At 68.9% G+C, this 22656-nt stretch carries 19 protein-coding genes, 2 tRNA genes and 1 pseudogene; 11 read left to right on the plus strand and 11 right to left on the minus strand.

Going from position 1 to position 22656, the window contains the following annotated elements:
* The 11 genes and pseudogenes from dnaA to ACVGV2_RS00055 all read left to right on the plus strand — a co-directional run bounded on the left by dnaA (nt 1) and on the right by ACVGV2_RS00055 (nt 14979).
* Complete coding sequence (dnaA, locus tag ACVGV2_RS00005) at nt 1–2202, plus strand: chromosomal replication initiator protein DnaA (protein ID WP_459164000.1); 2202 nt, start codon at nt 1–3, stop codon at nt 2200–2202.
* A 1245-nt stretch (nt 2203–3447) separates the two neighbouring features.
* Complete coding sequence (gene dnaN / locus ACVGV2_RS00010) at nt 3448–4572, plus strand: DNA polymerase III subunit beta (protein ID WP_459164001.1); 1125 nt, start codon at nt 3448–3450, stop codon at nt 4570–4572.
* A gap of 113 nt (nt 4573–4685) precedes the next feature.
* A complete protein-coding gene (gene gnd, locus ACVGV2_RS00015; protein WP_459164002.1) occupies nt 4686–5570 on the plus strand; it encodes a phosphogluconate dehydrogenase (NAD(+)-dependent, decarboxylating) in 885 nt (294 codons plus the stop codon).
* Nucleotides 5571–5577: 7 nt separating this feature from the next.
* Nucleotides 5578–6747, plus strand: coding sequence for a DNA replication/repair protein RecF (gene recF, locus ACVGV2_RS00020; protein WP_459164003.1), 1170 nt, complete (start codon nt 5578–5580; stop codon nt 6745–6747).
* A gap of 139 nt (nt 6748–6886) precedes the next feature.
* Nucleotides 6887–7558 carry a DUF721 domain-containing protein gene (locus ACVGV2_RS00025; RefSeq protein WP_459166075.1) on the plus strand — a complete coding sequence of 224 codons (672 nt, stop codon included), beginning with the start codon at nt 6887–6889 and terminating at the stop codon, nt 7556–7558.
* Between the two features lie 496 nt (nt 7559–8054).
* Nucleotides 8055–10013, plus strand: coding sequence for a DNA topoisomerase (ATP-hydrolyzing) subunit B (gene gyrB / locus ACVGV2_RS00030; protein ID WP_459164004.1), 1959 nt, complete (start codon nt 8055–8057; stop codon nt 10011–10013).
* Between the two features lie 110 nt (nt 10014–10123).
* Nucleotides 10124–13297: an intein-containing DNA gyrase subunit A gene (gyrA, locus tag ACVGV2_RS00035; RefSeq protein WP_459164005.1), complete on the plus strand. Its 3174-nt coding sequence runs from the start codon at nt 10124–10126 to the stop codon at nt 13295–13297.
* 100 nt (nt 13298–13397) lie between these two features.
* Nucleotides 13398–14348: a DUF3566 domain-containing protein gene (locus ACVGV2_RS00040; RefSeq protein ID WP_459164006.1), complete on the plus strand. Its 951-nt coding sequence runs from the start codon at nt 13398–13400 to the stop codon at nt 14346–14348.
* A gap of 98 nt (nt 14349–14446) precedes the next feature.
* Nucleotides 14447–14520 (plus strand) — tRNA-Ile (locus ACVGV2_RS00045).
* Nucleotides 14521–14614: 94 nt separating this feature from the next.
* Nucleotides 14615–14722: pseudogene (locus ACVGV2_RS00050) on the plus strand (DLW-39 family protein); the annotation flags it as partial.
* Between the two features lie 181 nt (nt 14723–14903).
* A tRNA-Ala gene (locus ACVGV2_RS00055) sits at nt 14904–14979 on the plus strand.
* A gap of 33 nt (nt 14980–15012) precedes the next feature.
* Here ACVGV2_RS00055 and ACVGV2_RS00060 read toward each other — a convergent pair.
* From ACVGV2_RS00060 to ACVGV2_RS00110, 11 genes are all read right to left on the minus strand, one after another.
* Nucleotides 15013–16143: a tyrosine-type recombinase/integrase gene (locus ACVGV2_RS00060; protein WP_459164007.1), complete on the minus strand. Its 1131-nt coding sequence runs from the start codon at nt 16141–16143 to the stop codon at nt 15013–15015.
* Nucleotides 16143–16322 carry a helix-turn-helix domain-containing protein gene (locus ACVGV2_RS00065; protein WP_459164008.1) on the minus strand — a complete coding sequence of 60 codons (180 nt, stop codon included), beginning with the start codon at nt 16320–16322 and terminating at the stop codon, nt 16143–16145. The genes ACVGV2_RS00060 and ACVGV2_RS00065 overlap by 1 nt, the downstream gene beginning before the upstream one ends.
* Before the next feature lie 2 nt (nt 16323–16324).
* Nucleotides 16325–17677: a replication initiator gene (locus tag ACVGV2_RS00070; protein WP_459164009.1), complete on the minus strand. Its 1353-nt coding sequence runs from the start codon at nt 17675–17677 to the stop codon at nt 16325–16327.
* A gap of 84 nt (nt 17678–17761) precedes the next feature.
* Nucleotides 17762–18721: a hypothetical protein gene (locus ACVGV2_RS00075; protein WP_459164010.1), complete on the minus strand. Its 960-nt coding sequence runs from the start codon at nt 18719–18721 to the stop codon at nt 17762–17764.
* Nucleotides 18722–18740: 19 nt separating this feature from the next.
* Nucleotides 18741–18929 carry a hypothetical protein gene (locus tag ACVGV2_RS00080; protein WP_459164011.1) on the minus strand — a complete coding sequence of 63 codons (189 nt, stop codon included), beginning with the start codon at nt 18927–18929 and terminating at the stop codon, nt 18741–18743.
* Complete coding sequence (locus tag ACVGV2_RS00085) at nt 18926–19528, minus strand: GGDEF domain-containing protein (protein ID WP_459164012.1); 603 nt, start codon at nt 19526–19528, stop codon at nt 18926–18928. The genes ACVGV2_RS00080 and ACVGV2_RS00085 overlap by 4 nt, the downstream gene beginning before the upstream one ends.
* Nucleotides 19529–19621: 93 nt before the next feature.
* Nucleotides 19622–21112, minus strand: a complete 1491-nt coding sequence (locus ACVGV2_RS00090; protein WP_459164013.1) for an FtsK/SpoIIIE domain-containing protein — start codon at nt 21110–21112, stop codon at nt 19622–19624.
* 80 nt (nt 21113–21192) lie between these two features.
* Complete coding sequence (locus ACVGV2_RS00095; protein ID WP_459164014.1) at nt 21193–21375, minus strand: hypothetical protein; 183 nt, start codon at nt 21373–21375, stop codon at nt 21193–21195.
* Nucleotides 21375–21641 (minus strand): hypothetical protein, encoded by a 267-nt coding sequence (locus tag ACVGV2_RS00100; protein WP_459164015.1) that lies wholly within the window; start codon nt 21639–21641, stop codon nt 21375–21377. The genes ACVGV2_RS00095 and ACVGV2_RS00100 overlap by 1 nt, the downstream gene beginning before the upstream one ends.
* An 89-nt stretch (nt 21642–21730) precedes the next feature.
* Nucleotides 21731–21916, minus strand: coding sequence for a hypothetical protein (locus ACVGV2_RS00105; RefSeq protein WP_459164016.1), 186 nt, complete (start codon nt 21914–21916; stop codon nt 21731–21733).
* A gap of 308 nt (nt 21917–22224) precedes the next feature.
* Entirely contained in the window at nt 22225–22578 is a 354-nt protein-coding gene (locus ACVGV2_RS00110; RefSeq protein WP_459164017.1) for a hypothetical protein, read from the minus strand.
* Nucleotides 22579–22656: the final 78 nt, after the last annotated feature.

The raw sequence follows: 22656 nt of genomic DNA on the forward strand, positions 1-22656 counted from the left end.
TTGTCCGAGCACCAAACCGATCTCGGCAGAGTCTGGGAAGAGGTGGTGCAGGAGCTGTCCTCCGGCACGCTCTCCCCGCAGCAGCGGGCGTGGATGCGCGTGACGCGACCGATCGGTCTGCTCGACGGCACGGCGTTGTTGGCCGCGCCCAGCGACTTCGCCAAGGAAGCCATCGAACGCGCCCTGCGCGATCCCATCGCCGATGCGCTGTCCCGCAGGCTCGGACGTGACGTGTCCCTCGCGGTGAAGGTGGACACCGCCGTACCCGCACCCACCCGGCCGGTGACCGCCGGCGGGGACGGCGAGGATGCGCCCGAGGACCCCGAGGCCTCCGCACCGCCGGCAACCGCCCCCGCGCGGCAGGAATCCACCCCGCACGAGGAGTCCCCACAGGAGGAGTCCCCGCAGGAGGACGACCCCCGGCAGGCCGGTCCGCGGGAAGCTGATCAGCGGGGTGCCGACCCGCGGGGAGCCGCGGGCAACGGCGCGTCCGCCGGTCTGCCGCTGCGCTTCACTGCTGGCACCGCGGCGTCCTCCGACACCGGCGCGCCCGACCAGCACGGCTCGGGCCAGCGAGGAGCGGGCCGGAACGAGCGCGCGCAGCACGAGCACACCGCATCCGAACAGGCCGGCGCCCAGCCCTGGCAGCCTCCGCAGCCGGCCGCGCGCGCCGCTCCCGCGTCGGCGCGGTCGCAGGAACAACAGCTCCCGCTCCCACCGCAGAAGCAGCAGCCCCAACAGCAGCAGCAAGCGGATCCGCAGCACAGCGCCGGCGCGGGGCGGGAGACGTTCGGCCACGTCGCGCACAGCGGGTCGATCTCGTCCGCCGACGCGCGCGGCTCCGACCTGCCCACCACGGAGTTCCGCTGGCCCGGCGGCGCCCCGCCCCCTCCGGTGGAAACCAGTGCCGAGCAGACGCAGCAGTTCGGGGCGATCCAGCCGGTCGCCCATCCCGAACCGAGCGGCGACACCGGGGACGCGGCACGCGGCGCGGGTCCCCAGCAGGCCGACCGCGGGCGGCACCGCACGCAGGAGGAGGAGCAGGCCACCAACGCCGACTCCGCGGAGGACGACGACGAAACCGGTGGTGAGGGACCCGGCGACACCTCAGCCGACGGCTCGGGCGGACAGCCGTTCACCGCGCCGAAGCACGGCCCGCCGACCTCGCAGACGCGGCTGAACGGCAAGTACACGTTCGACACGTTCGTCATCGGCTCGTCGAACCGGTTCGCGCACGCCGCCGCGGTCGCCGCTTCGGAAGCTCCGGCCCGCGCCTACAACCCCCTGTTCATCTGGGGCGAGTCCGGGCTGGGCAAGACGCACCTGCTGCACGCGGTGGGGCACTACACGCAGCGGCTCTTCCCCGGGATGCGCGTGCGCTACGTGTCCACCGAGGAGTTCACCAACGACTTCATCAACTCGCTGCGCGACGACCGGCAGGTCGCCTTCCAGCGGCGCTACCGCGACGTGGACGTCCTGCTCGTGGACGACGTGCAGTTCCTGGAGGGCAAGGAGGGAACCCAGGAGGAGTTCTTCCACACCTTCAACACGCTGCACAACTCGAACAAGCAGATCGTCGTCTCCTCGGACCGGCCGCCGAAGGGGTTGCGCACGCTGGAGGAGCGCCTGCGCACCCGCTTCGAGTGGGGGCTGATCACCGACATCCAGCCGCCCGAGCTGGAGACGCGGATCGCGATCCTGCGCAAGAAGGCCGCGCAGGACCGGATGAACGCGCCGGCCGACGTGCTCGAGTTCATCGCCTCGCGCATCGAGCGCAACATCAGGGAGCTGGAGGGCGCGCTCATCCGCGTCACCGCGTTCGCCTCGCTCAACCGGCAGCCGGTGGATCTGCAGCTGACCGAGATCGTGCTGCGCGACCTCATCCCGGACGCGCAGCAGAACCCGGAGATCACCGCGCCGACGATCATGTCGGTGACCTCGGAGTACTTCGGCGTCACCGTCGATGATCTGTGCGGTACGGGCAAGACGAAGGCGCTGGCGCAGGCGCGGCAGATCGCGATGTACCTGTGCCGGGAGCTGACGGACTCTTCGCTGCCCAAGATCGGGCAGTCCTTCGGCGGCCGCGACCACACGACGGTGATGCACGCGGACAAGAAGATCCGCAAGGAGATGGCCGAGCGCCGCCGCGTCTACGACCAGGTGCAGGAGCTCACCGCGCGGATCAAGCAGCAGTCCCGCTGACGCGCCGCTTGCTGCCTTCCGAGCGCGGTGACTGCCTGCGGTGACTGCCTGCTGAGTGGGGGGCGGCTCGTCGGCCGCGGTGACTGCCTGCTGAGCGCGATGGCTGCGTGCCGAGCGGCGGCCGCTATCGGCCGCGGTGACTGCTTTCTGCAGTGAGGCGGCTGCGGCCGGAGCGTGCCGCCGCGGCACCAGGATTCCCCGCGGCCTGTTCCCCGCCTGCGGCCTGTTCTCCCCTGCGGCGGTCGCCGCAGGAGCCGTGCGCGGGCCGGAGTGACAGCCACGTGTTCCGGCGCGCAAGCAGCACCCACCGCCTGAACCCGCCCGCGAAACGCACGTCCGGCCGGACCCCGCCCGCCTGCCCGCCGAAGCGCGACCTTTCTGCGCGCGCGGTGGCGCGCGACCGGACCGCTCGTGCAGAAAGCTCCGCCACCGGCCACCGTGGCGCGCCGGCCGGACCCCCGCTCGACCGACACCGCACCCTCGAACCGGTGAAACTTTCCAAAATCCCGGGTGGGCTTCATCGCACCGGCCGCGCAGAAACCCCCGCCCGCGCGGCCAGATGTCCACAGTTGTCCACAAGCCACTGCTCCACAGCACTGCGCAGGGAATTCATCCACAGCATCCACAGGCTGTCCACAGGTAGCGCGCAGTTACCCACAGGTGTCCGGGAGTTGACCACAGGCTGCCCACAACGCGGCCCACAAGCGGCTCGCCCCGCTCGAGCGTCAACAGCGCCTGGGTACAACTCGGGCTTGAACTGTGGATCCCGGTGTGGACATCTCGAGCACGTTGGGGACGCCCGGTGGGCACCGGTGAGTTGTCCACGTTCCGTCCCAAGGTCCATCCCAAGGAAACCCCCAACTCCTCCACATCCTCCTGCCCGTGCTGCGCTGCGAAAACCGGACTTGTCCCCACTGCCCACAAGACCTACTGCGGCTACGCTCTTCTTCTTTCTCTGAAAGAAGGACAGAAGAGGAGTAGGGGCGGTGGACAAGTGGACGAACGAACGCCGCGAAGGCTCCGGCCCCCGGTTCTGCACACCTGCCGGCACGCTCTACGGTGGAAAGTCCGCGAACCGCGGACCGGTCCTCACCCGTCTCCGGCTCAGTGCTGCGGCGGCTCGATGCTGCGGCGCCGTGGCATCCGGCACTTCTCGGCGTGCGAGCCGCGGACCGCGCAAGCCTGCACCGGCCGGGGTTCACCACGGCACCACTCCAGTTCCTGGGCGAAACCGAAAGGACCCCCATGAAGATCCGCGTGGAACGGGACGGCCTGGCCGACGCCGTCGCCTGGGTGGCGCGCAGCCTGCCTTCGCGGCCGCCGGTGCCGGTGCTGGGCGGTGTGCTGCTCGATGCCAGCTCCGGCGACGCGCTGAGCGTGTCCGGGTTCGACTACGAAGTCTCGGCGCAGGTCAGCACGGAAGCGACGATCGAAACCGCCGGACGCACCCTGGTTTCCGGACGGCTGCTGGCCGACATCACCAAGGCGCTGCCGGCGCGGCCCGTGGAGCTCACCGTGGACGGCCAGCGGGTCACGATCACCTGCGGCAGCTCCCGGTTCAGCCTGCCGACCATGCCGGTCGAGGACTACCCGGAGCTTCCCGGCATGCCGGAACACGCGGGGTCGGTGCCCGGTGACGTGTTCAGCGAGGCGGTCGCCCAGGTCGCGGTCGCCGCGGGCAAGGACGACACGCTGCCGATGCTCACCGGCGTGCGGATGGAGATCAACGCGGACAAGCTGACCATGGTCGCCACCGACCGCTTCCGGCTGGCCATGCGCGAGATCACCTGGGAGCCCGGTTCGTCCACAGCGGACACCTCCGTGCTCGTTCCCGCGAAAACCCTCGCCGACGCGGCGAAAACGCTCGGCGGGGCGGGCAGCACCGTGGAGCTGTCGCTGGCCTCCGGCGACGGGCTGCTCGGGCTGTCCGGCAACGCCCGCCGCACCACGACGCGCCTGCTCGACGCGGAGTTCCCCAAGTACCGGCAGTTGCTGCCGGAGGAGAGCCCCGTCCAGGCCACCGTGGACGTGGCTCCGCTGCTCGAGGCGATCAAGCGCGTCTCGCTCGTCGCCGAACGCGGCACCCAGGTGCGGCTCGAGTTCTCCGAGGGTTCGCTGCGCCTGACCGCCGGCGGCGACGACGAGGGCAGCGCCGAGGAGGAGCTGCCCGTGGAACTCACCGGGGAACCGCTCACGATCGCGTTCAACCCGGGCTATCTGCAGGACGGTCTGAACGCGCTCAAGAGTGATCGCGCACAGATGCTGTTCACCACGTCCAACCGACCGGCGCTGCTCAAACCGGTGGGGGATGATGGGGAGGTGGCGGACGGCTACCTGTACCTGCTCATGCCCGTGCGACTGCCCGGCTGACCCGCACCGGCGCCCCGCGCCGCGGCCGCTGCGAGGCGTCCCCGAGCGCGACGGCACGGCGACGGCGAGGTGCCGACCGCCGAATCACATCAGTTCGCGAAGAGGGAGTTCCGGTGCAACTCGGACTTGTCGGTCTCGGCCGAATGGGGTTCAGCATGCGCGAGCGGCTGCACGCCGCCGGGCACGAGGTCGTCGGCTACGACCGCAACCCGGAGGTCCGCGATGCCGCGTCCATCGCGGACATGGTCAAGGCGCTCACCGCCCCGCGCACCGTGTGGATCATGGTGCCGCACGGCGATCCCACCCGGCAGACCATCGAAGAACTCGCCGGTGTGCTCAGCTCCGGTGACCTCGTCATCGAGGGGGGCAACTCCCCGTTCAGCGAGGACCAGGACAACGCGGCGCTGCTGGCCGAGCACGGCGTGCGCTACGTCGATGTCGGCGTCTCCGGCGGAGTGTGGGGCGCGGAGAACGGTTACGGCCTGATGGCCGGCGGCGCCGCGGAGGACGTGCAGCACGCCATGCCGATCTTCGACGCGCTGCGCCCGGCGGGGCCGCGCGAGGAGGGGTTCGCCCACGCCGGACCCGTCGGTGCCGGGCACTACGCCAAGATGGTGCACAACGGCATCGAGTACGGCCTCATGCAGGCCTACGCCGAGGGTTTCGAGCTGCTGGCCGCGTCCGATGTGGTCACCGACGTGCCCGCGACGATCAAGGCGTGGAGCCGCGGCACCGTCGTGCGATCTTGGCTGCTCGACCTGCTCGTCCGCGCCCTCGAGGAGGATCCCGGCCTGGAGCAGCTGCGCGGCTGGGTCAGCGACTCCGGTGAGGGGCGCTGGACCGTGCAGGAATCCATCGCCAACGCCGTGCCGACACCGGTGATCACCGCCTCGCTGTTCGCCCGGTTCTCCTCCCGGCAGGAGGACTCGCCGGCGATGAAGGCCGTGGCCGCGCTGCGCAACCAGTTCGGCGGGCACTCGGTGGAGACGAGCGACTGAGCCGGCCGTGTACGTCCGCCACTTGCAAGTGACCGACTTCCGCTGCTGGGAACACGCGGACCTGGCGTTGGAGCCGGGAGCCGCGGTGCTGGTCGGCGCCAACGGTCAGGGCAAGACGAACCTCGTCGAAGCCCTCGGCTACCTCGCCACGCTCAACTCGCACCGCGTGTCCCAGGACGCGCCGCTCATCCGCGACGGGGCGGAGCGCGCGATCGTGCGCGCGGCCGTCGTGCACCAGGGGCGCGAGCTGGTGGTGGAACTGGAGATCGCCCCGGGGCGCGCCAACCGCGCGCGGATCAACCGGGGGGCGGCGGCCAAACCGCGCGACGTGCTCGGCATCCTCCGCACCGTGCTGTTCGCCCCGGAGGACCTCGCGCTGGTGCGCGGCGATCCCGGCGAGCGGCGCCGCTTCCTCGACGACCTGCTGGTGGCCCGCGCGCCGCGCTACGCGGGTGTGCGCTCCGATTACGAGAAGGTGCTGCGGCAGCGCAGCGCCCTGCTGAAAACGGCCGGCCGCGGCGGGGGCTCGGCCGATCCGAGCACGCTGGAGGTCTGGGACGGCCACCTCGCGCGGCTGGGGGCGCAGCTGCTGGCGGGGCGGCTCGATCTGGTGGCCTCGTTGGCGCCGTACGTGACGAGCGCCTACGCGAGCGTGGCCGCCTCGCCGGGCTCGGAGGACGCGCCCGCCGGGCGGGTGGCGGACGTGCGCTACCGGTGCGGGATCGACGAGTCGCTGCCCGCGGGCTACGGCCGGCCGCACGGGCCGGCAGCGGACCCGTCGGTGCTGGAGGAGGCGTTGACCGGGCAGTTGCAGCAGCTGCGGCGGCAGGAGATCGAGCGGGGCGTGTCGCTGATCGGTCCGCACCGCGATGATCTCGACCTGCTCCTCGGAGACCTCCCGGCGAAGGGTTACGCCAGCCACGGCGAGTCGTGGTCCTTCGCGCTGGCCCTGCGCCTGGCGGCTTACCGGTTGTTGACGGCGGACGGGGCGGAGCCGGTGCTCATCCTCGACGACGTGTTCGCCGAGCTGGACCGGCGGCGCCGCGCGCGGCTGGCCGAGCTGGTGAGCGGTGCGGAGCAGGTGCTGGTGACCGCTGCTGTGGAGGAGGACGTGCCCGCCGAGCTCACCGGTGTCCGCTTCCGCGTGGACGAAGGCGAGGTGCGGCGTGTCGACTAGGCGTTCGACTTCCGCGCGGGCGCGCGGCCGCGCGCCCGCGGCGCGGCAGACCGGGACGAACGCGGAGAGTGGTCAATCCGGACGCGCGCAGCACTCGGCACGACGAGATCCAGCTACTGGGGACAGCTCTGTGGATGCTGTGGACAACTCCGCGCGGTCGGGCATCGCCCGCACCGGTGAGCCGGACACGACCGCATCGGAGGAGTCCGCGGGGCAGGTCGGGCATGACGACTCCGGAGGGCAGCAGGGCTCGCCCGGCCGGGGTGCGGGCACCGCCGAGTCCGCGACCGACCTGTCCGAGTTCGGCGATCTGCAGGGCCCCGACCTGGCGCGCGCCGCGTTGCAGGCTGCCCGGGAGCGCTCCTCGCGGAACCGGGCCGCGCGGCGGGACTCCCGCCCGCGGGTGCGCACCGGGCAGCGCAAGCGCCGCGGCTGGTCCGGGGCCCGCTCCGACGACCGCGATCCGCAGGCGCTCGGACGGCTCGCCTCGCGGCTGGTCAGCGAGCGCGGCTGGGGCGACCGCATCGCCGGCGGCCGGGTGTTCGCCGGCTGGGCGGGGCTCGTCGGTGCGGACGTGGCCGCGCACACCCAGCCGGTGAGCCTGCAGGACGGTGTGCTCACGGTCCGCGCCGAGTCCACCGCCTGGGCCACCCAGCTGCGGCTGCTGCAGCGGCAGCTGCTGGGGCGGATCGCCGACGGGGTCGGTCAGGACGTGGTCCGCAAGATCCGCGTGCAGGGGCCGGCGGCGCCGAGCTGGCGGCACGGGCCGCGGCACGTGCGGGGCAGGGGTCCCCGCGACACCTACGGCTGAGCCCGGGCGCGCGCGGCTGGCCCGGGCAGGTGCGGGCCCGGTGCCCGTGCGCGGGTGCGGGACCGCGCGTGGCGGCGGGGTGCGCGGTGCGGGTACGCGCCGAGCTGCCGGACGCTGCCGGCTGCCGCCCGGCCGTTCGCAGTGCCCGTCGAGTGCCGGTTGGAACCGCTGGAGACGCTCCGGGGGTTGCTGCAAAGGGGTCCGGGGCGTGTTTTTCGTTCTGTGAGCAAACCAGGGGTGTCCTTGCCCCACTTCTGTCGGTTCAGGGCAGTAGAATCGAGTAGCGGGACGGGCCGGATCCGCGGCACGCGGTTCCGCACCCCCAGTGAGACCACCTCAGCGCCGCAGCCACCATCCGAGGGACGGCGGGCGGGACGCGTGCGGTGAGTTCCACCAGCCGGAGTGCCGATCCGTCGGACCCCGACGGCAGGCGGCTGGCACGCAGCGAGCCTCCGGCAGAGATGACGACAATCGGCCCAAGGAGACATCGAGGCCCGTGACATCGAAGAAGAGCGAGTACACCGCTTCATCCATCACCGTTCTCGAGGGCCTTGAGGCAGTTCGCAAGCGCCCGGGCATGTACATCGGCTCGACCGGCGAGCGCGGTCTGCACCACCTCGTCCAGGAAGTCGTGGACAACTCCGTCGACGAGGCGATGGCGGGTTACGCCAGCAAGGTCGAGGTGGCGCTGCTCCCCGACGGCGGTGTGCGCGTCGAGGACGACGGCCGCGGCGTTCCGGTGGACGAGCACCCGGTGGAGAAGAAGCCCACGCTGGAAGTGGTGCTCACGATGCTGCACGCCGGCGGCAAGTTCGGCGGTGACAGCTACGCCGTCTCCGGCGGTCTGCACGGCGTCGGCGTGTCGGTGGTGAACGCGCTGTCCGCCGTGCTGGAGGCGGAGGTCTGCCGCGACGGCTACGTGTGGCGGCAGCGCTACGAGGACTCCAAGCCGGTGCACGATGTGGAACGCGGCGAGCGGACCGACCGCACCGGCACGAGCATGACCTTCTGGGTGGATCCGAAGCTCTTCGAGACCACGCAGTTCAACGCCGAGACCGTGGCGCGCCGCATGCAGGAGATGGCCTTCCTCAACAAGGGCCTGACCATGGTCCTGCACGACGAGCGCCACCTGGTCGACGAGGAGACCGGCGAGGAGCAGGAGAGCCGGCACCGGACGTTCCACTACCCGGGCGGGCTGGAGGACTTCGTCGGGCACATCAACGCCACCAAGGACCCGATCCACAAGAAGGTCATCTCCTTCAACGCCGCCGGGCCGGGTCACGACGTCGAGGTCGCGATGCAGTGGAACTCCGGCTACAACCAGTCGGTCTACACCTTCGCGAACACGATCAACACGCACGAAGGCGGCACGCACGAAGAGGGCTTCCGGGCGGCGCTGACCCGCGTGGTCAACGCCTACGCCAAGGACAAGCGGATGCTCAAGGACAAGGACGGCAACCTCACCGGTGACGACGTGCGCGAGGGCCTCGCCGCGATCATCTCCGTGAAGGTCGGCGAGCCGCAGTTCGAGGGCCAGACCAAGACCAAGCTCGGCAACACCGAGATCAAGTCCTTCGTGCAGACCACCGTCTTCGAGTGGCTGTCCGACTGGTTCGAGCGCAACCCCGCCGACGCCAAGGCGATCGTGAACAAGGCCGTGTCCTCGGCGCAGGCGCGCACCGCGGCCCGCAAGGCCAAGGAGCTCGTGCGGCGCAAGAGCGCGATGGACATCGGCGGGCTGCCCGGCAAGCTCAAGGACTGCCAGTCCAACAACCCCGACGAGTGCGAGCTCTACGTCGTCGAGGGCGACTCGGCGGGCGGCTCGGCCAAGGACGGCCGCGAGTCGCGCTACCAGGCGATCCTGCCGCTGCGCGGCAAGATCATCAACGTGGAGAAGGCCCGCCTGGACAGGGTGCTCAAGAACAACGAGGTGCAGGCGATCATCACCGCCCTGGGCACCGGCATCCACGACGAGTTCGACCTGTCCAAGCTGCGGTACAACAAGATCGTGATCATGGCCGACGCCGACGTGGACGGCCAGCACATCCGCACCCTGCTGCTCACGCTGTTCTTCCGCTTCATGCGTCCGCTCATCGAAGCGGGGCACGTCTACCTGGCCCAGCCGCCGCTGTACAAGATCAAGTGGCCGCGGGCGGAACCGGACTACGCCTACACCGACCGCGAGCGGGACGCGCTGCTGGAGCGCGGTGCCGCGGAGGGGCGCAAGGTCCCCAAGGACGACGGCATCCAGCGGTACAAGGGGCTGGGCGAGATGGACGCCCAGGAGCTGTGGGACACCACGATGAACCCGGACAGCCGGCTGCTGTGGCAGGTCACGCTGGACGACGCGGCGACCGCGGACGAGCTGTTCAGCGTGCTCATGGGCGAGGACGTGGACGCGCGCCGGTCGTTCATCAACCGCAACGCCAAGGACGTCCGCTTCCTGGACGTGTGAGGCGCACCCGCTGCCGCACCCGGCACCGCGTTCGCGCGCGACGCGCGGCGGAGGCCGTTCGCGTCGGCAGCGCCCGACACTCGCCCGAAGCGTGAAAGGAACCCGAGAACGTGACCGAAACCCTGCCTCCGGAAGGCGGCCGCGTCGAACCGGTCGACATCCAGCAGGAGATGCAGAACTCCTACATCGACTACGCGATGAGCGTCATCGTCGCGCGGGCGCTGCCGGACGTCCGGGACGGGCTCAAGCCGGTGCACCGCCGCGTGCTCTACGCGATGCACGACTCCGGTTTCCGGCCGGACCGCTCGTACGTGAAGTGCTCCCGCGTCGTCGGCGAGGTGATGGGGAACTACCACCCGCACGGCGACTCGGCCATCTACGACACCCTGGTGCGCCTGGCCCAGCCCTGGGCGATGCGGCACAAGCTGGTCGACGGCCAGGGCAACTTCGGCTCCCCCGGCAACGATCCGGCCGCCGCCATGAGGTACTGCGTCGTCGGTGACACCCGGGTGAAGCTGGCCGACGGCGCCACCGTGCGGATCGGCGACATCGTCCCGGATGCCGCGCCGAACAGCGACAACGACATCGAGCTGAAGGTCCAGGACCGCAACGGCGATCCGGTGCTCGCCGAGAAGCTGTTCCACTCCGGTCAGCACTCGACGCTGAAGCTGCGCGCCAGCGGGGGCTACGAGCTCACCGGTACGCACAACCACCCCGTGCTGTGCCTGGTGTCCGTGCTCGGCGTGCCGACCCTCGTCTGGAAACTCCTCGAGGAAATCGAACCGGGGGACCGGGTCGTGCTGCAGCGCACGCAGCCGGAGGGCCCGGACGAGAGCCGGGCTCTTTCGCACGACCACGTGCCGTTCGCGGCCGACTACATCCGTGCGCAGGGTGCGGACCGCTGGACGGAGCGGGACTGGCTGCGCAGGCACAACGTCGACCGCATCGAGCGCTGGGAGCGCAACGGCGACGAGATCCGCGCGCGCATCACGAACTCCGAGGTGCTCGACGTCGTCGAACCGCTCGTGGACGGCCGCTTCCACTACGCCGAGGTCGAGTCGGTCATCGATGCCGGTGTGCAAGACGTCTACAGCCTGCGCGTGGACAGCGAGGACCACTCGTTCATCACGGACGGCTTCGTCAGTCACAACACGGAATCGCGGCTGGCGCCGTTGGCGATGCACATGCTCGCCGACATCGAGCAGGAGACCGTCGACTTCTCGGACAACTACGACGGCCGCACCCAGGAACCGGACGTGCTGCCGTCGCGGTTCCCGAACCTGCTGGTCAACGGCGGTGGCGGGATCGCGGTCGGGATGGCGACGAACATCCCGCCGCACAACCTGCGCGAGGTGGCCGACGGCGTCGTGTGGTCGTTGGAGAACCCGGAGGCCACCGACGAGGAGCTGCTCGAGGCGATGATCGAGCGGATCAAGGGCCCCGACTTCCCGACGCGCGGGCTGATCCTCGGCACGAACTCGATCGCGGACGCCTACCGGACCGGCCGCGGCTCCATCAAGATGCGCGCGGTGGTCAACGTCGAGGAGGACCGCAAGGGCCGGAACTCGCTGATCATCACCGAGCTGCCGTACCAGGTCAACCCGGACAACCTGATCGAGAGCATCGCGACGATGCACCGGGACGGCAAGATCTCCGGTGTCGCCGACATCGCCGACGAGTCGAACAGCCGCCGCGGCATGCGGATCGTCATCACGCTCAAGCGGGACGCGATCCCGAAGGTCGTGCTGAACAACCTGTACAAGCACACTCAGCTGCAGACGACGTTCGGCATGAACATGCTCGCGCTGGTCGACGGGGTGCCGCGCACGTTGCGGCTGGACCAGGCGATCAAGCTCTACGTCAAGCACCAGATCGACGTGATCGTGCGGCGCACCCGGTACCGGTTGCGCAAGGCCGAGGAGCGCGCGCACGTGCTGCGCGGGCTGGCCAAGGCCCTGGACCACCTCGACGAGGTGATCGCGCTGATCCGCCGGTCGCCCACGGTCGACGAGGCGCGCACCGGGTTGATCGAGCTGCTCGAGGTCGACGAGGTCCAGGCCAACGAGATCCTGGCGATGCAGCTGCGCAAGCTGGCGGCCCTGGAGCGGCAGAAGATCATCGACGAGCTGGGCGAGATCGAGGAGAAGATCGCCGATCTGCGCGACATCCTGGACAAGCCGGAGCGGCAGCGCGGGATCGTCCGCGAGGAGCTGATGTCGATCGTGGACCAGTACGCCGAGGAGCGGCGCACGAAGATCGTGCCGTACTCCGGCGAGGTCGCGATCGAGGACCTGATCGCCGACGAGGACGTCGTGGTCACCATCACCCGGACCGGCTACGCCAAGCGGACGCGCACGGACCTCTACCGGGCGCAGAAGCGCGGCGGCAAGGGCGTGCAGGGCGCGCAGCTGAAGCAGGACGACATCGTGTCGCACTTCTTCGTGTGCTCCACGCACGACTGGATTCTGTTCTTCACGAACAAGGGGCGGGTCTACCGGACGAAGGCCTACGAGCTGCCGGAGGCCAACCGCACGGCGCGTGGTCAGCACGTGGCGAACCTGCTGGCGTTCCAGCCGGACGAGCACATCGCCCAGGTCATGCAGATCAAGGATTACACGGTCGCGCCGTACCTGGTTCTGGCCACGAAGAACGGTTTGGTGAAAAAGTCGCGGCTGACCGACTTTGATTCCAACCGATCCGGTGGTTTGATCGGGATCAACCTCAAGGATTCCGATGAGGTGGTGGGGGCGGTTCTCTGCTCGGCGGAGGACGACCTGCTGCTGGTTTCCGAAGAAGGGCAGTCCATCCGGTTCCGCGCCAGCGACGAGGCGCTGCGGCCGATGGGCCGGGCCACCTCCGGTGTGCTCGGCATGCGCTTCAACGAGGGTGACGAACTGCTGTCCGTGGGCGTTGTCCGGCCGGACCGCTACGTCCTGGTCGCCACGGACGGGGGTTATGCCAAGCGCACCCCGATCGACGACTACGCGTTGCAGGGCCGGGGTGGCAAGGGCGTGCTCACCATTCAGCACGACGAGAAACGTGGCAGGCTTGTGGGCGCGCTCATCGTCGACAACGATGACGAGCTCTACGCGATCACTTCGACCGGCGGGGTCATCCGCACCACCGCCGGGGAGGTGCGCAAGGCCGGCAGGCAGACGAAGGGTGTGCGGCTGATGAACCTCGAGGAGGGCACCAGCCTGGTGGCGATCGCGCGGAACGCGGACGAGGCCGCCGATCCGGACACCGCCGGTCAGCCGGACAGCAGCACCGGCCAGCAGAACTGAAAGCGGCCAGCACACATCGTGGGGCGGTCCGCGCGTTAGCTCCTCCGGGGGTTTTTTCGGCGGGCCGCCGACCACGTCGACGCTCGACAAGGGATCGCTCGTGACAGCTTCCGACAAGCCGGAGGAATCAGATTCGCGCCCGGAGGAGGACGCGGACCGGAGCGTGCTCATGACCGACGCAGCGCAGGGTTCCGAGACCGCCGGATCCGCCGCCGGTGAGGGCGAAGCGGACGCCGCTGAGCAGGCGGGTGCCGCGCCGGACGGAACGGAGGTCCCGCCGCCGTGGCAGCGGGCCGCCGCCGCGGACACGTCCCCGGCAGCGAACACGGCCGCGAGTACCTCCGCCGGGAACGCGGCGGCGGAGACGTCCTCGGCCACGGGCACCTCCGGGGCGGACACCTCCGGGGCGGATACCTCCGGGACGGGGGAGACCTCCACGTTCGCCGACACCGCGACCACCACGGAGCAGCCGGCCGTGCAGGCCGACGGCGGCACCGCGTCCGGGGCGGTGCACGACCAGGAGACCGTGCGCACGCAGCTGCCGCAGGACCAGCAGCGCAGTGCGCTCTCGTTCGACACCGCAGCGGCCCGGGACACCGGGGCGGCCCGCGGCGCGGGAACGGCCGCCGATGCCGAGGCGGCGTCGAGTTCGGCGAGCTCGGCGAGTTCCGCCCGGCGGCCGAGCCGGGGTCCGCGGCGCGCGAGCCTGCAGGTCAAGCGGGTCGACCCCTGGTCGGTGCTCAAGCTGGCGCTGGTGCTCAGCGTCGCGGTCTTCATCGTGTGGATGATCGCCGTCGCGGTGCTGTACGGCGTGCTGGACGGGATGGGCGTCTGGGACAACCTGAACAGCGGCATCTCGGACCTGACGCAGACGGACAACACGCTGAGCGATCCGCTCATCAGCGCGGGCAGCGTGTTCGGCGTCGCGCTGATCATCGGGGCGATCAACATCGTGCTCATCACGGCGTTGGCGACGGTCGGGGCGTTCATCTACAACGTCGCCGCGGACTTCGCCGGTGGTCTGGAGGTCACCCTGTCCGAGCGGGAGTGATGCCGATCGGGTGCTCCCGCGGCGCCGGTGGCGGTGATCGCGGAGCACCCCCGTTGAACGGTGGGCCGCAGCGTCCTGTAACGTGTGAGGCGTACCGAGGGCCTATAGCTCAGACGGTTAGAGCGCTTCGCTGATAACGAAGAGGTCGCTGGTTCAAGTCCAGCTAGGCCCACGATCCCGGGCAATGTCCAGCGCCCTGGACATTGTCCGACATCATGGGAACGCCAGCGTCACGGCACTGCTGCCGTCATAGGGAGGCGTCTGCAATGAAGAAGCTGATCGCACTGGCCGCCGTCGCCGGCGTCGTGTTTTTCGTCATTCGGCGCAACCGTGCCGCCAAGGCCGAGGCCGACCTGTGGCGCGAGGCGACCGCTGAGGCGTGACACCGCCATGCGGTGCTGACAGCTCCGGGGATGGATCCCGGCAGGCTCCGTCTTCGGGCGGGGCCTGAACTGCCGGGAACCTGAACTGCTGGGCGCCTGAATTGCCGGGCGGTGGCCCGCCGGTGTTCCTCGGTCGAGTTCCTCCCGCGGGCCACCCGGTTTCCGTCCTGCTGGGGACGTAGCTCAATCGGCAGAGCACCGCCTTTGCAAGGCGGGGGTTAGGGGTTCGATTCCCCTCGTCTCCACCACCGAAAGACCAGGTCACACGGCCTGGTCTTTTTTCATGATCCACTGTGGTACACATCTGGTTCACACGCGGCGGAGTCGAGACGATCAGCGATGTCGTCCAACCGGTCCGGGAACAGGTGTCCGTACAGGTCCAGCGTCAGCGTCGCGGTCTTGTGACCAAGCATCTGCTGGACCAACTTCACCTCTGCCCCGGCCGCGATCGCCAATGAGGCAGCGGTGTGACGTAGCTCATGAGGGTGGAAACCCTCTGGTCCAACTTCCGTCACCGCGCGGTCGAATACCGCCCTCCGGAAGTTGCGCAACCGCAGCACGCCACCCTTGGGCGCGGTGAACACAAGATCGCCCTCGACCTTGTCCACAAGGTGTTTGGCCAGCTCATCGGCCAGGAACCGGGGGAGCGGAACCGTTCGACGCTCATGGGTCTTCGGCGTGCCCCACACCAGGCGCCCGTTCACCTCGGTCACCGACTGCACGACCTGCACACGGCGGCGATCAAGATCAACGTGTTCCGTGCGGAGGGCCGCCATCTCACCCCAGCGCAGGCCGGTGTAGGCCAAGAACGAGATGACGACGGAGTACGGCTCGCAGGTTTGCGCCAACTCCTTGACCTGGGCTGGGCTGAGGTAGCGCCTCTCGGGGGATGTGGCGCGGGGAAGGTTGATCCCTTGTGCAGGGTTCTTCGCCAGGCGATCGTTCTTCACCGCCCAGTCCAGGATCAGGGAGAGTGTCCGATGCACCTTCGCCACAGACGCGGGTGCAATCTTCTTGGCCAGCGATGAGATCCAACGCTGGACATCGGCATGGGCGATGTCGCTGATCCGGATCTGCCCCCACCGAGGAAGGACGTATGTCCGGACAATCCCCTCGGTGCGGTAGTAGCTCGTAGGCTTCACATGAGCTTGAGCAGCCAACCACTGCCCGGCCCAATCCGCCATGAGTACCTTGCCCGCGCTGGGGTCGATGTAGGAACCAGACATCATGTTGTGATCAAGCTGCGTCGCGAAAGCCTCAGCTTCCGCCTTACGGGTGAAGGACTTGCCACGTTGGATGCCTTCAGGGTCACGCCAGCGCACTATCCAACGAGAGCCTTTGCCGTAACGACCATTACGGACCTTTTTGCCGTCGGGCCCGATCTTGTGCCAGCGGTCGTCAATATCGGGCATCAGATGATCTCCTCGGGTTGTGCGTCGAACCAGGCTTCGACGTCATCGGGCTTGTAGCGGACGTACTTGCCGACACGGCGCCCGGGAGGACCGAACCCCCGGGTTCGCCACTGATAGACCGTTCCGATCGGCACGCCGAGGTAGTCGGCCACCTCGGTAGGTCCCCAGAGAGTGCGCATGGTCAGTCCTTCCTTTCCGTGACGTACTTGAGCTTTCGCAGTTCGCGGGTGCGGTTGCCGATGGCTTCGGCGAGTTCGCGTTCCTCGTCGGAGCGGTGGCCGATGTGGGTCATTTCCCAGTGGTTGACCACGAGCACGGACTCTTCGTCCACGTCGAGTTCGGCGAGGTTTTCCTCGAACCGGAAGCGTTGGCGGTCACCGCGCAGGCGTTTGAAGGTGGTGGAGTAGCGCTTCGATTTGGTGAGGAAGTGGCCGCGGAAGGCGAGCATGTGCGCCCAGTGGCGCAGCTTGAGTTCGGCCAACTCGTCGTTCTCGGCCAGGTCCCAGGCGGTGCGCATGATCCGCCGGTGGTGCTGCGAGGTGGGGATCAACTCGATGTGCGACCGGGAGCGCAGCCGGCGGTCGGCGGCTTCGGACTTGCCGGTGCCCTTGGTGGCGTACTTGGCCACGTAGGAGGCGATCCGGTCATCGGAGATCGCCCCGTCCGGCTCTTCGAACTGGCCTGCGTCGGCGGGTTGGACGGGGCGGACGTCGAGTTGCTCGCCCCAGGTGAACTCGCGGGCTTGCCCATCGATCTCCGGGGCAGGTAGGCGGGCATCGCGGTGGGCGCCACGAACGGCCTCAGTCACCAACGTGGTCGTTGCCCACACCGGGGTCTCGTCCTCGGGACCGGCCGGACCGTCGAGGCGGATGACGGCGTGGAAGTGGATGAGCCCCCGCCGTTGGAACTCGGCCACTTTCGCGTAGGACAGCCGGGCGTGTTCGCCGAACTCGCGCACACGCAGCCCGGCGGCTTGGGCGAGGTGGCGGCGCAGGGCGATGGTGAAGCGGTGCCAGAGCTTGGACGCGTGGGCTTGCCAGAGCACGTGGCCGGTGTAGTCGTAGGACTCGGGGTCAGTGGGTTGTCCGAGACGCGAGTCCGCTTCGTGATGTCGGGTGCCGCAGCGGCACGGACGGGGCTTGCCCGTCTTCGTGGCCGGCCGGTTGTGCACGGGCCCGAACGAGGGGGCGGTGAGGGTGACGAACAGCCGGGGCTTGCCGGCGATGTCTTCGGGCACGCCCTTGGAGCCGCCGGCCAGGCCGGCGCGCAGCAGGTGGAAGGCGTCGGCGGCGTAGCGATCCGAGCAGGCGGGGCAGACGGATTCGCGGCGGTTGCCGCAGGGGGCCATGATCTGGCCCTGGGTGGACGTGAGCTCGGCACCGGTGGTGGCGTCGGTGATCGCCCACCGGCCGGAGAGGTGCACCGGGTTGAGGCACCCGCCGGTGGACTGGACTTTCGCTCGCCAGGTGTCGTAGTACGGGTCGTGCAGCCGTCGGGTGAGCGGGTCAGTGGTGGAAAGCGGCGGTAGGGCCACGAGCAGCGATCACCTCCCAAACGTGGGGCGGGAGGCACCGCCAGGTGCTCGGCGAGCGCTCCCGCCGAGCTGTTGCGGAGTCGATTACGGGGCGGCCACCGGGTGGCCGTTGTGGCCGGTGAGTTCGGTGACGATGCGGTCGGCCATCGCGTCGGGCAGTTTTACCGCCTGCTGCACGTCGGCCGTGGTGAGTTCGCGGCCCTGGGCAGCAGCGCCGTCGTAGGCGTCACGGAGCTTGGCCACGACCGACTCGGGCAGCTTCAGCGAGCGCACCGCTGCGAGTTCGCCCACGTCCGGGCCCGTCGCGGCCGAGGGGGCCGCCTGTTGCTCGGCGGTGGGCTCCTCCGACGAGGCCGGATCCAGGTCACGCGACGTCGAGGGGGACTCGGCAGGGTCCTGATCGGTCGGTTCGGCGGAAGCCGAGGCCGGTGCGGTTGCCGGTTCTGCGGACAGGGGTTCCGCGGGTTCGGTTTCGGCTGCCTGCTCGTTGACCTGGTGGATGATCTGCCGCGTGCGGGCCTGGATGAGGGGGATGACTTCGGCGACGCCGTAGACGATGAGCGGCACGATCGCGTGCACCGCCAGCGAGCCCAGGTTGAACGTGCCGGCACCCACCAGCGGGGCGAGTTGGGGGATCACGTTCATGGCCAGGGTGGAGGCCAGCAGCGTGTGTTTCAGCCGGGCCCACCACGCGTGGCCGGGGGTGACGCCGTGGGAGAGGATGGCGGCTTCGAAGTTGAGCAGGGTGACCAGTAGTCCGGCGAACATGGGCTCGACGCACCAGGCGGCCCACCACAGCGGATCGGCCGGGCTGGTGCCGGCGGCGAGGAAGCGTTGCACCCCGGTGGTGGTGAATACCAGCCCGAGGCAGAGGAAGATCCACAGTCCGGCCAGCGTGCGGCGGGCGTGGCGCTGCATCACCACCGCCACGTGGTCCGGATCGGCGAGTAGCGGTCGGAGTCGGCGGGACTCGGCGATGTCGTACTCCAGCGCCCGCACCCGCCGCGTGTGGCCGGTCGTGCTCGGTGATTCACGAAATGCCATGGCAGGGCGTCCTTTCGGCTCACTGCGGCGGGGTGAACAGGTGCATCACCCCGCGGATCAGCCCGATCACGGCCAGGGCCGTCAGCACGGCGGGGCCGGGGCCGAAGACCCACCACAGCCCGGCGATACCGGCCAGGGTGAGCAAGGTGACCAGTAATGTGAGGGCAATGCCGCGGCCGGTGACGTGGACGAGCAGCAGCGGGATCATCGGGCAACCTCCACGGAGTGCGAGTGGGCGGCAGTAGTTGAGCGGTCGGTGGTCGGTCGGGTGGGTTTGGCGTGATACATGCGGGCATCGGCGCGGGAGAGCACGTGTGTCAGCGCCGCGTGCGGGCTGATGGGGATGGTGGCCGCGCCCCACGAGGTGGCCACCTCGACCGGTTGGCCGTCGATGACCCGTGTGCCGGACAACGCGCGGCTGATGGCGACCGCGCGGGATTCGGCGTGCTCGGCGCCGTCGCCGGTGATCAGCACGGCGAACTCGTCGCCGTGCAGCCGCACCGCCAGCTCACCCGGCCCGCAGAGCCCGTCGAGGTCTCCGGCGAGGCTCTGCAGTACTTGGTCGCCGAAGCGGTGCCCGTGGGTGTCGTTGAGCGTTTTGAACTGGTCGACGTCGCCGAGCAGCAGCGCGACCGGCTCCCGGTGACGAGCCAGTAGACAGAGCCGGCCGAAGCGGCGATACAGCTCGGCCCGGTTGCCCAGCCCGGTCAGCGCGTCGGTGTGCAGTCTCCGGAACAGGGTGCGGGCGTAGTAGGCAGCGCCGGTGCCGGCCAGCGAGGTGGCCAGTAAGGCCAGTTCGATCAACACGGTTAGTCCACTCCTCTCAAGCATGAACAAGGCCCGCCGATCCGGCGGGCCGAGACGGGAAAACAGCAGGGCAGCAACGCCCTTCACGGGTGGTTAGGCGACGTCCTCGTCTTCGTCGTCGCCGTCGTAGACCTCGATGTGTTCGAGGTCCGCGAGGTCCAGGAGGACGTCTCCATCTTCGGTGTCTTCGGGGATCTCGTCCTGGTCGTCGTCGGCGGTGGCCCAGGTGGTGGGCAGTGTGGTCACCGTGGCCTCGGGGGTGGTGCAGTAGGCGACCAGTTCCGCGATGTCCGCATCCGAGGTGTAGGCCGCGCGCACGCGCAGCGGTTCGCGGCCTTCGTGCTTGACGTAGCCCACCCCGGGCAAGAACTCCGAGATCTGATCCGCAAACGCCCCGCGCTCGCGAGCACCCTCGCCGAGGGTCATGTCCACATGCCCAGGCTCTTCGACCCGCAGCACGATCTTGGTGGGGATCAACCCGCGGACCGGGACGTTGTCCTTGCTCGGTTCTTGCACCGCGCCCAGGACCCGGCCGCCGACGGCGCGGTACTGGCTGATGGCCTTGCCGATGAGCTTTTCGAACTCGTTGCTCACGGTGTTGTCGGCGAACTCGGTCATGCCGGCGAACTCGTCGCAGACCAAGATCTCCCACGGCTGCTCCGGCGTGGGGCTGTGGTCGCGGTTGCCCTGCCGGCCGAGTTCGGTCTTGCGGGCATCCAAGACTTGGGTGTATTCGCGGGTGAGTTCCAGACCCTCCTCGGCGGATTCGGCGAAGCGGTGAAACATCGCCCTGCCGGCGCCGAACTCCATGCCGCCCTTGGGGTCGATGACCCAGAGTCGGACGGAACCGTCCTTGATCATGGGGGCCAGGGCCCGGAACAGGCCCCACATCCACGAGCCCTTGCCCGAGCCGGTGGCTCCGGCGAAGAGGATGTGCAGCTGCGTCCACAGGTTGATGGCGTAGTCCCGGCCGTACTGGTCCTTGCCCACCACCAGCCGCGACAGGTCGACCGCGTCCGACGTCTCCGGCAGCGCCGCGAGCGGGATGAACAGGTCATCGAACGGTTCGAAGCGCTGAAAATCCAGGCTCACCAACCCGGGCTTGAGGGTGCGCAAGGACGCGGTGCGGGCCCGGTAGGTATTCGCCAACCTGTTCAACACCTGCTCGTAGTCCTTCTGCTCCTGGGCCGGGGTCATGCGCACCGTCACCGAATCCCAGCACCAACTCGAGCGCACCCGCCGGATCCGCGGAGCCCGCGTGGTGCCGTGCTTGTCGACGGTGGTCAGCCCGGTGTTGCTGGTCACCACCTGCCACTTGCGGTAGTAGACGAACCATCGGCGCCACCAGGCCCGCACGAACCGGCCGGCGCACCGGTCGAACGTCGGCCGGTCCAGAGCCCGCCAGCTCAACCCGACGCCGAGGGCTGCCAGCACCGCGGTTCCTGCCGTGAGCAGTGTCGGCACGAGGCCGAAGTAGCCACAGCAACCGCCGAGACCGCCCGTCACACTGGAGATCCGCGGGTGCCGCATGATCCATTTCCCGACCCGTCGGGCCGGTGTCTGCGTGTTCTCACTGTTGCTCACGACCATCCCCCTACAAGCAGAGAAAAGCGCCCGACCCCGATGCAGGGGCCGGGCGCAGGAGACACGTTTCCTGTTTGCGGTTACTGGCGCCGTTCGATCATTTCCATCTTCGCGATCACATCGCCGACCGCCTTCTTCGTGTTCGTCAACTCGTGGGCGACCCCTTTCGGCACGCCGAAGCGGGTGGTGATCTTGTTGACGCTCCACATCGCGCTGTCGATCTTCTGCGCCGTCTTGTGCACGTCCTGACCGTTGTTGCGCATTACTTGTATCCCTTCGCGACCTGCTGCCCACCCTGCTTGGCCAACGCATCCCGCAACCGCGTCACCGATGCTTCGGCCTTGCCTTTCAACTCCTGCAACTCGCGGAACTTACGGTCATCGACGATCGACCCTTCCAACGCCTCGATCCGATCCAAGCTCCGCTTCAGCTCATCGAGCATGAGCCCGAGCACGTGAATCCGCGACACCTGCTCGGTGCGCATCGTCAGCTGCTTGTTCACCACGTCCTTGACATTCGACACGGCCACCGCGCATCACACCCTTCCCTGCTCGTTCATCAACACCGACACCTGCGCCGAGCCCAAACACCCCCGGCCGTGAAAGTCCAGACACACCATCAGAAATCACCTCCGCGGTAGACGAACGCGAACAACGTTGCCAGCAGACGGCCGTAATCCGCCGACGACAGCTCCGGATATCCCCATCGCTGCAACGTGTCAGCCACGTCGAGCACAAGCCCGGTCGTAAACCGGGCATCACCCTCCCCAGGATCAGCCACCGGGTAATTCCTGCTCTCGCTCATCACACACCCCGCTTTGCGATGCGCTTGTGGTTGCAGAACTGGTCCGCAGAGTGGACATAGCGCCACCGATCGCAGTGACACGCCGGGCAATACGCCAACGACACGACTCATCATCCTTTCCTGAATGCCGACAATGGAGGCCATCAAGACCCCCGAGACGAAACGCCGAATCGGGGGCCAAGAAAGTCTCCAGCGCAGCCCATATGCGCTGGTTTCAGACACAGCTCGGCCCACTGTGGAATTATCAAAGACCTCCGCCCACACGGGCGGCGAAGAACTACTCAGAAAACCGGAGCGGGAAGCGCCGCTCAGCGCTCGACCGGCTTGATGCCGGTGGCCTTCCACGACAGGCCCGAGGTGGTGCCGTTGCCGAAGTCGTTCTGCCAGTGCGACACCCGCGGGTTGATCAGCTCCACCCGGGTGCCGTCCTCGATGTCTTCCGGCTCAGCCTCCAAGGTCACCTTGATCTCCTCGCCCTTGCCGCGAGCCTTGCCGTTCTCGTCGAGCGGCTTGGCGAAGACGCTGACCACGTACTGCGTGGCGCCCTGATAGTCCGTGGCCACGACCTCGTTGCCGGCCTCGTCCTGGCGGGTCTTCACCGTCGGCTCCTCCGAGACCTGGAGCTTGTAGCCCTCCAGCAGGACCGGGATGTTCCGCAGCATGGTGTTGCACCTCCGTTGGGTGTGGCTCGGCTGCCGCCGCTGCCTAATTAGTTCTACATCTATTAGACACCCAGGGGC

This window comes from Bounagaea algeriensis, from assembly GCF_054491375.1.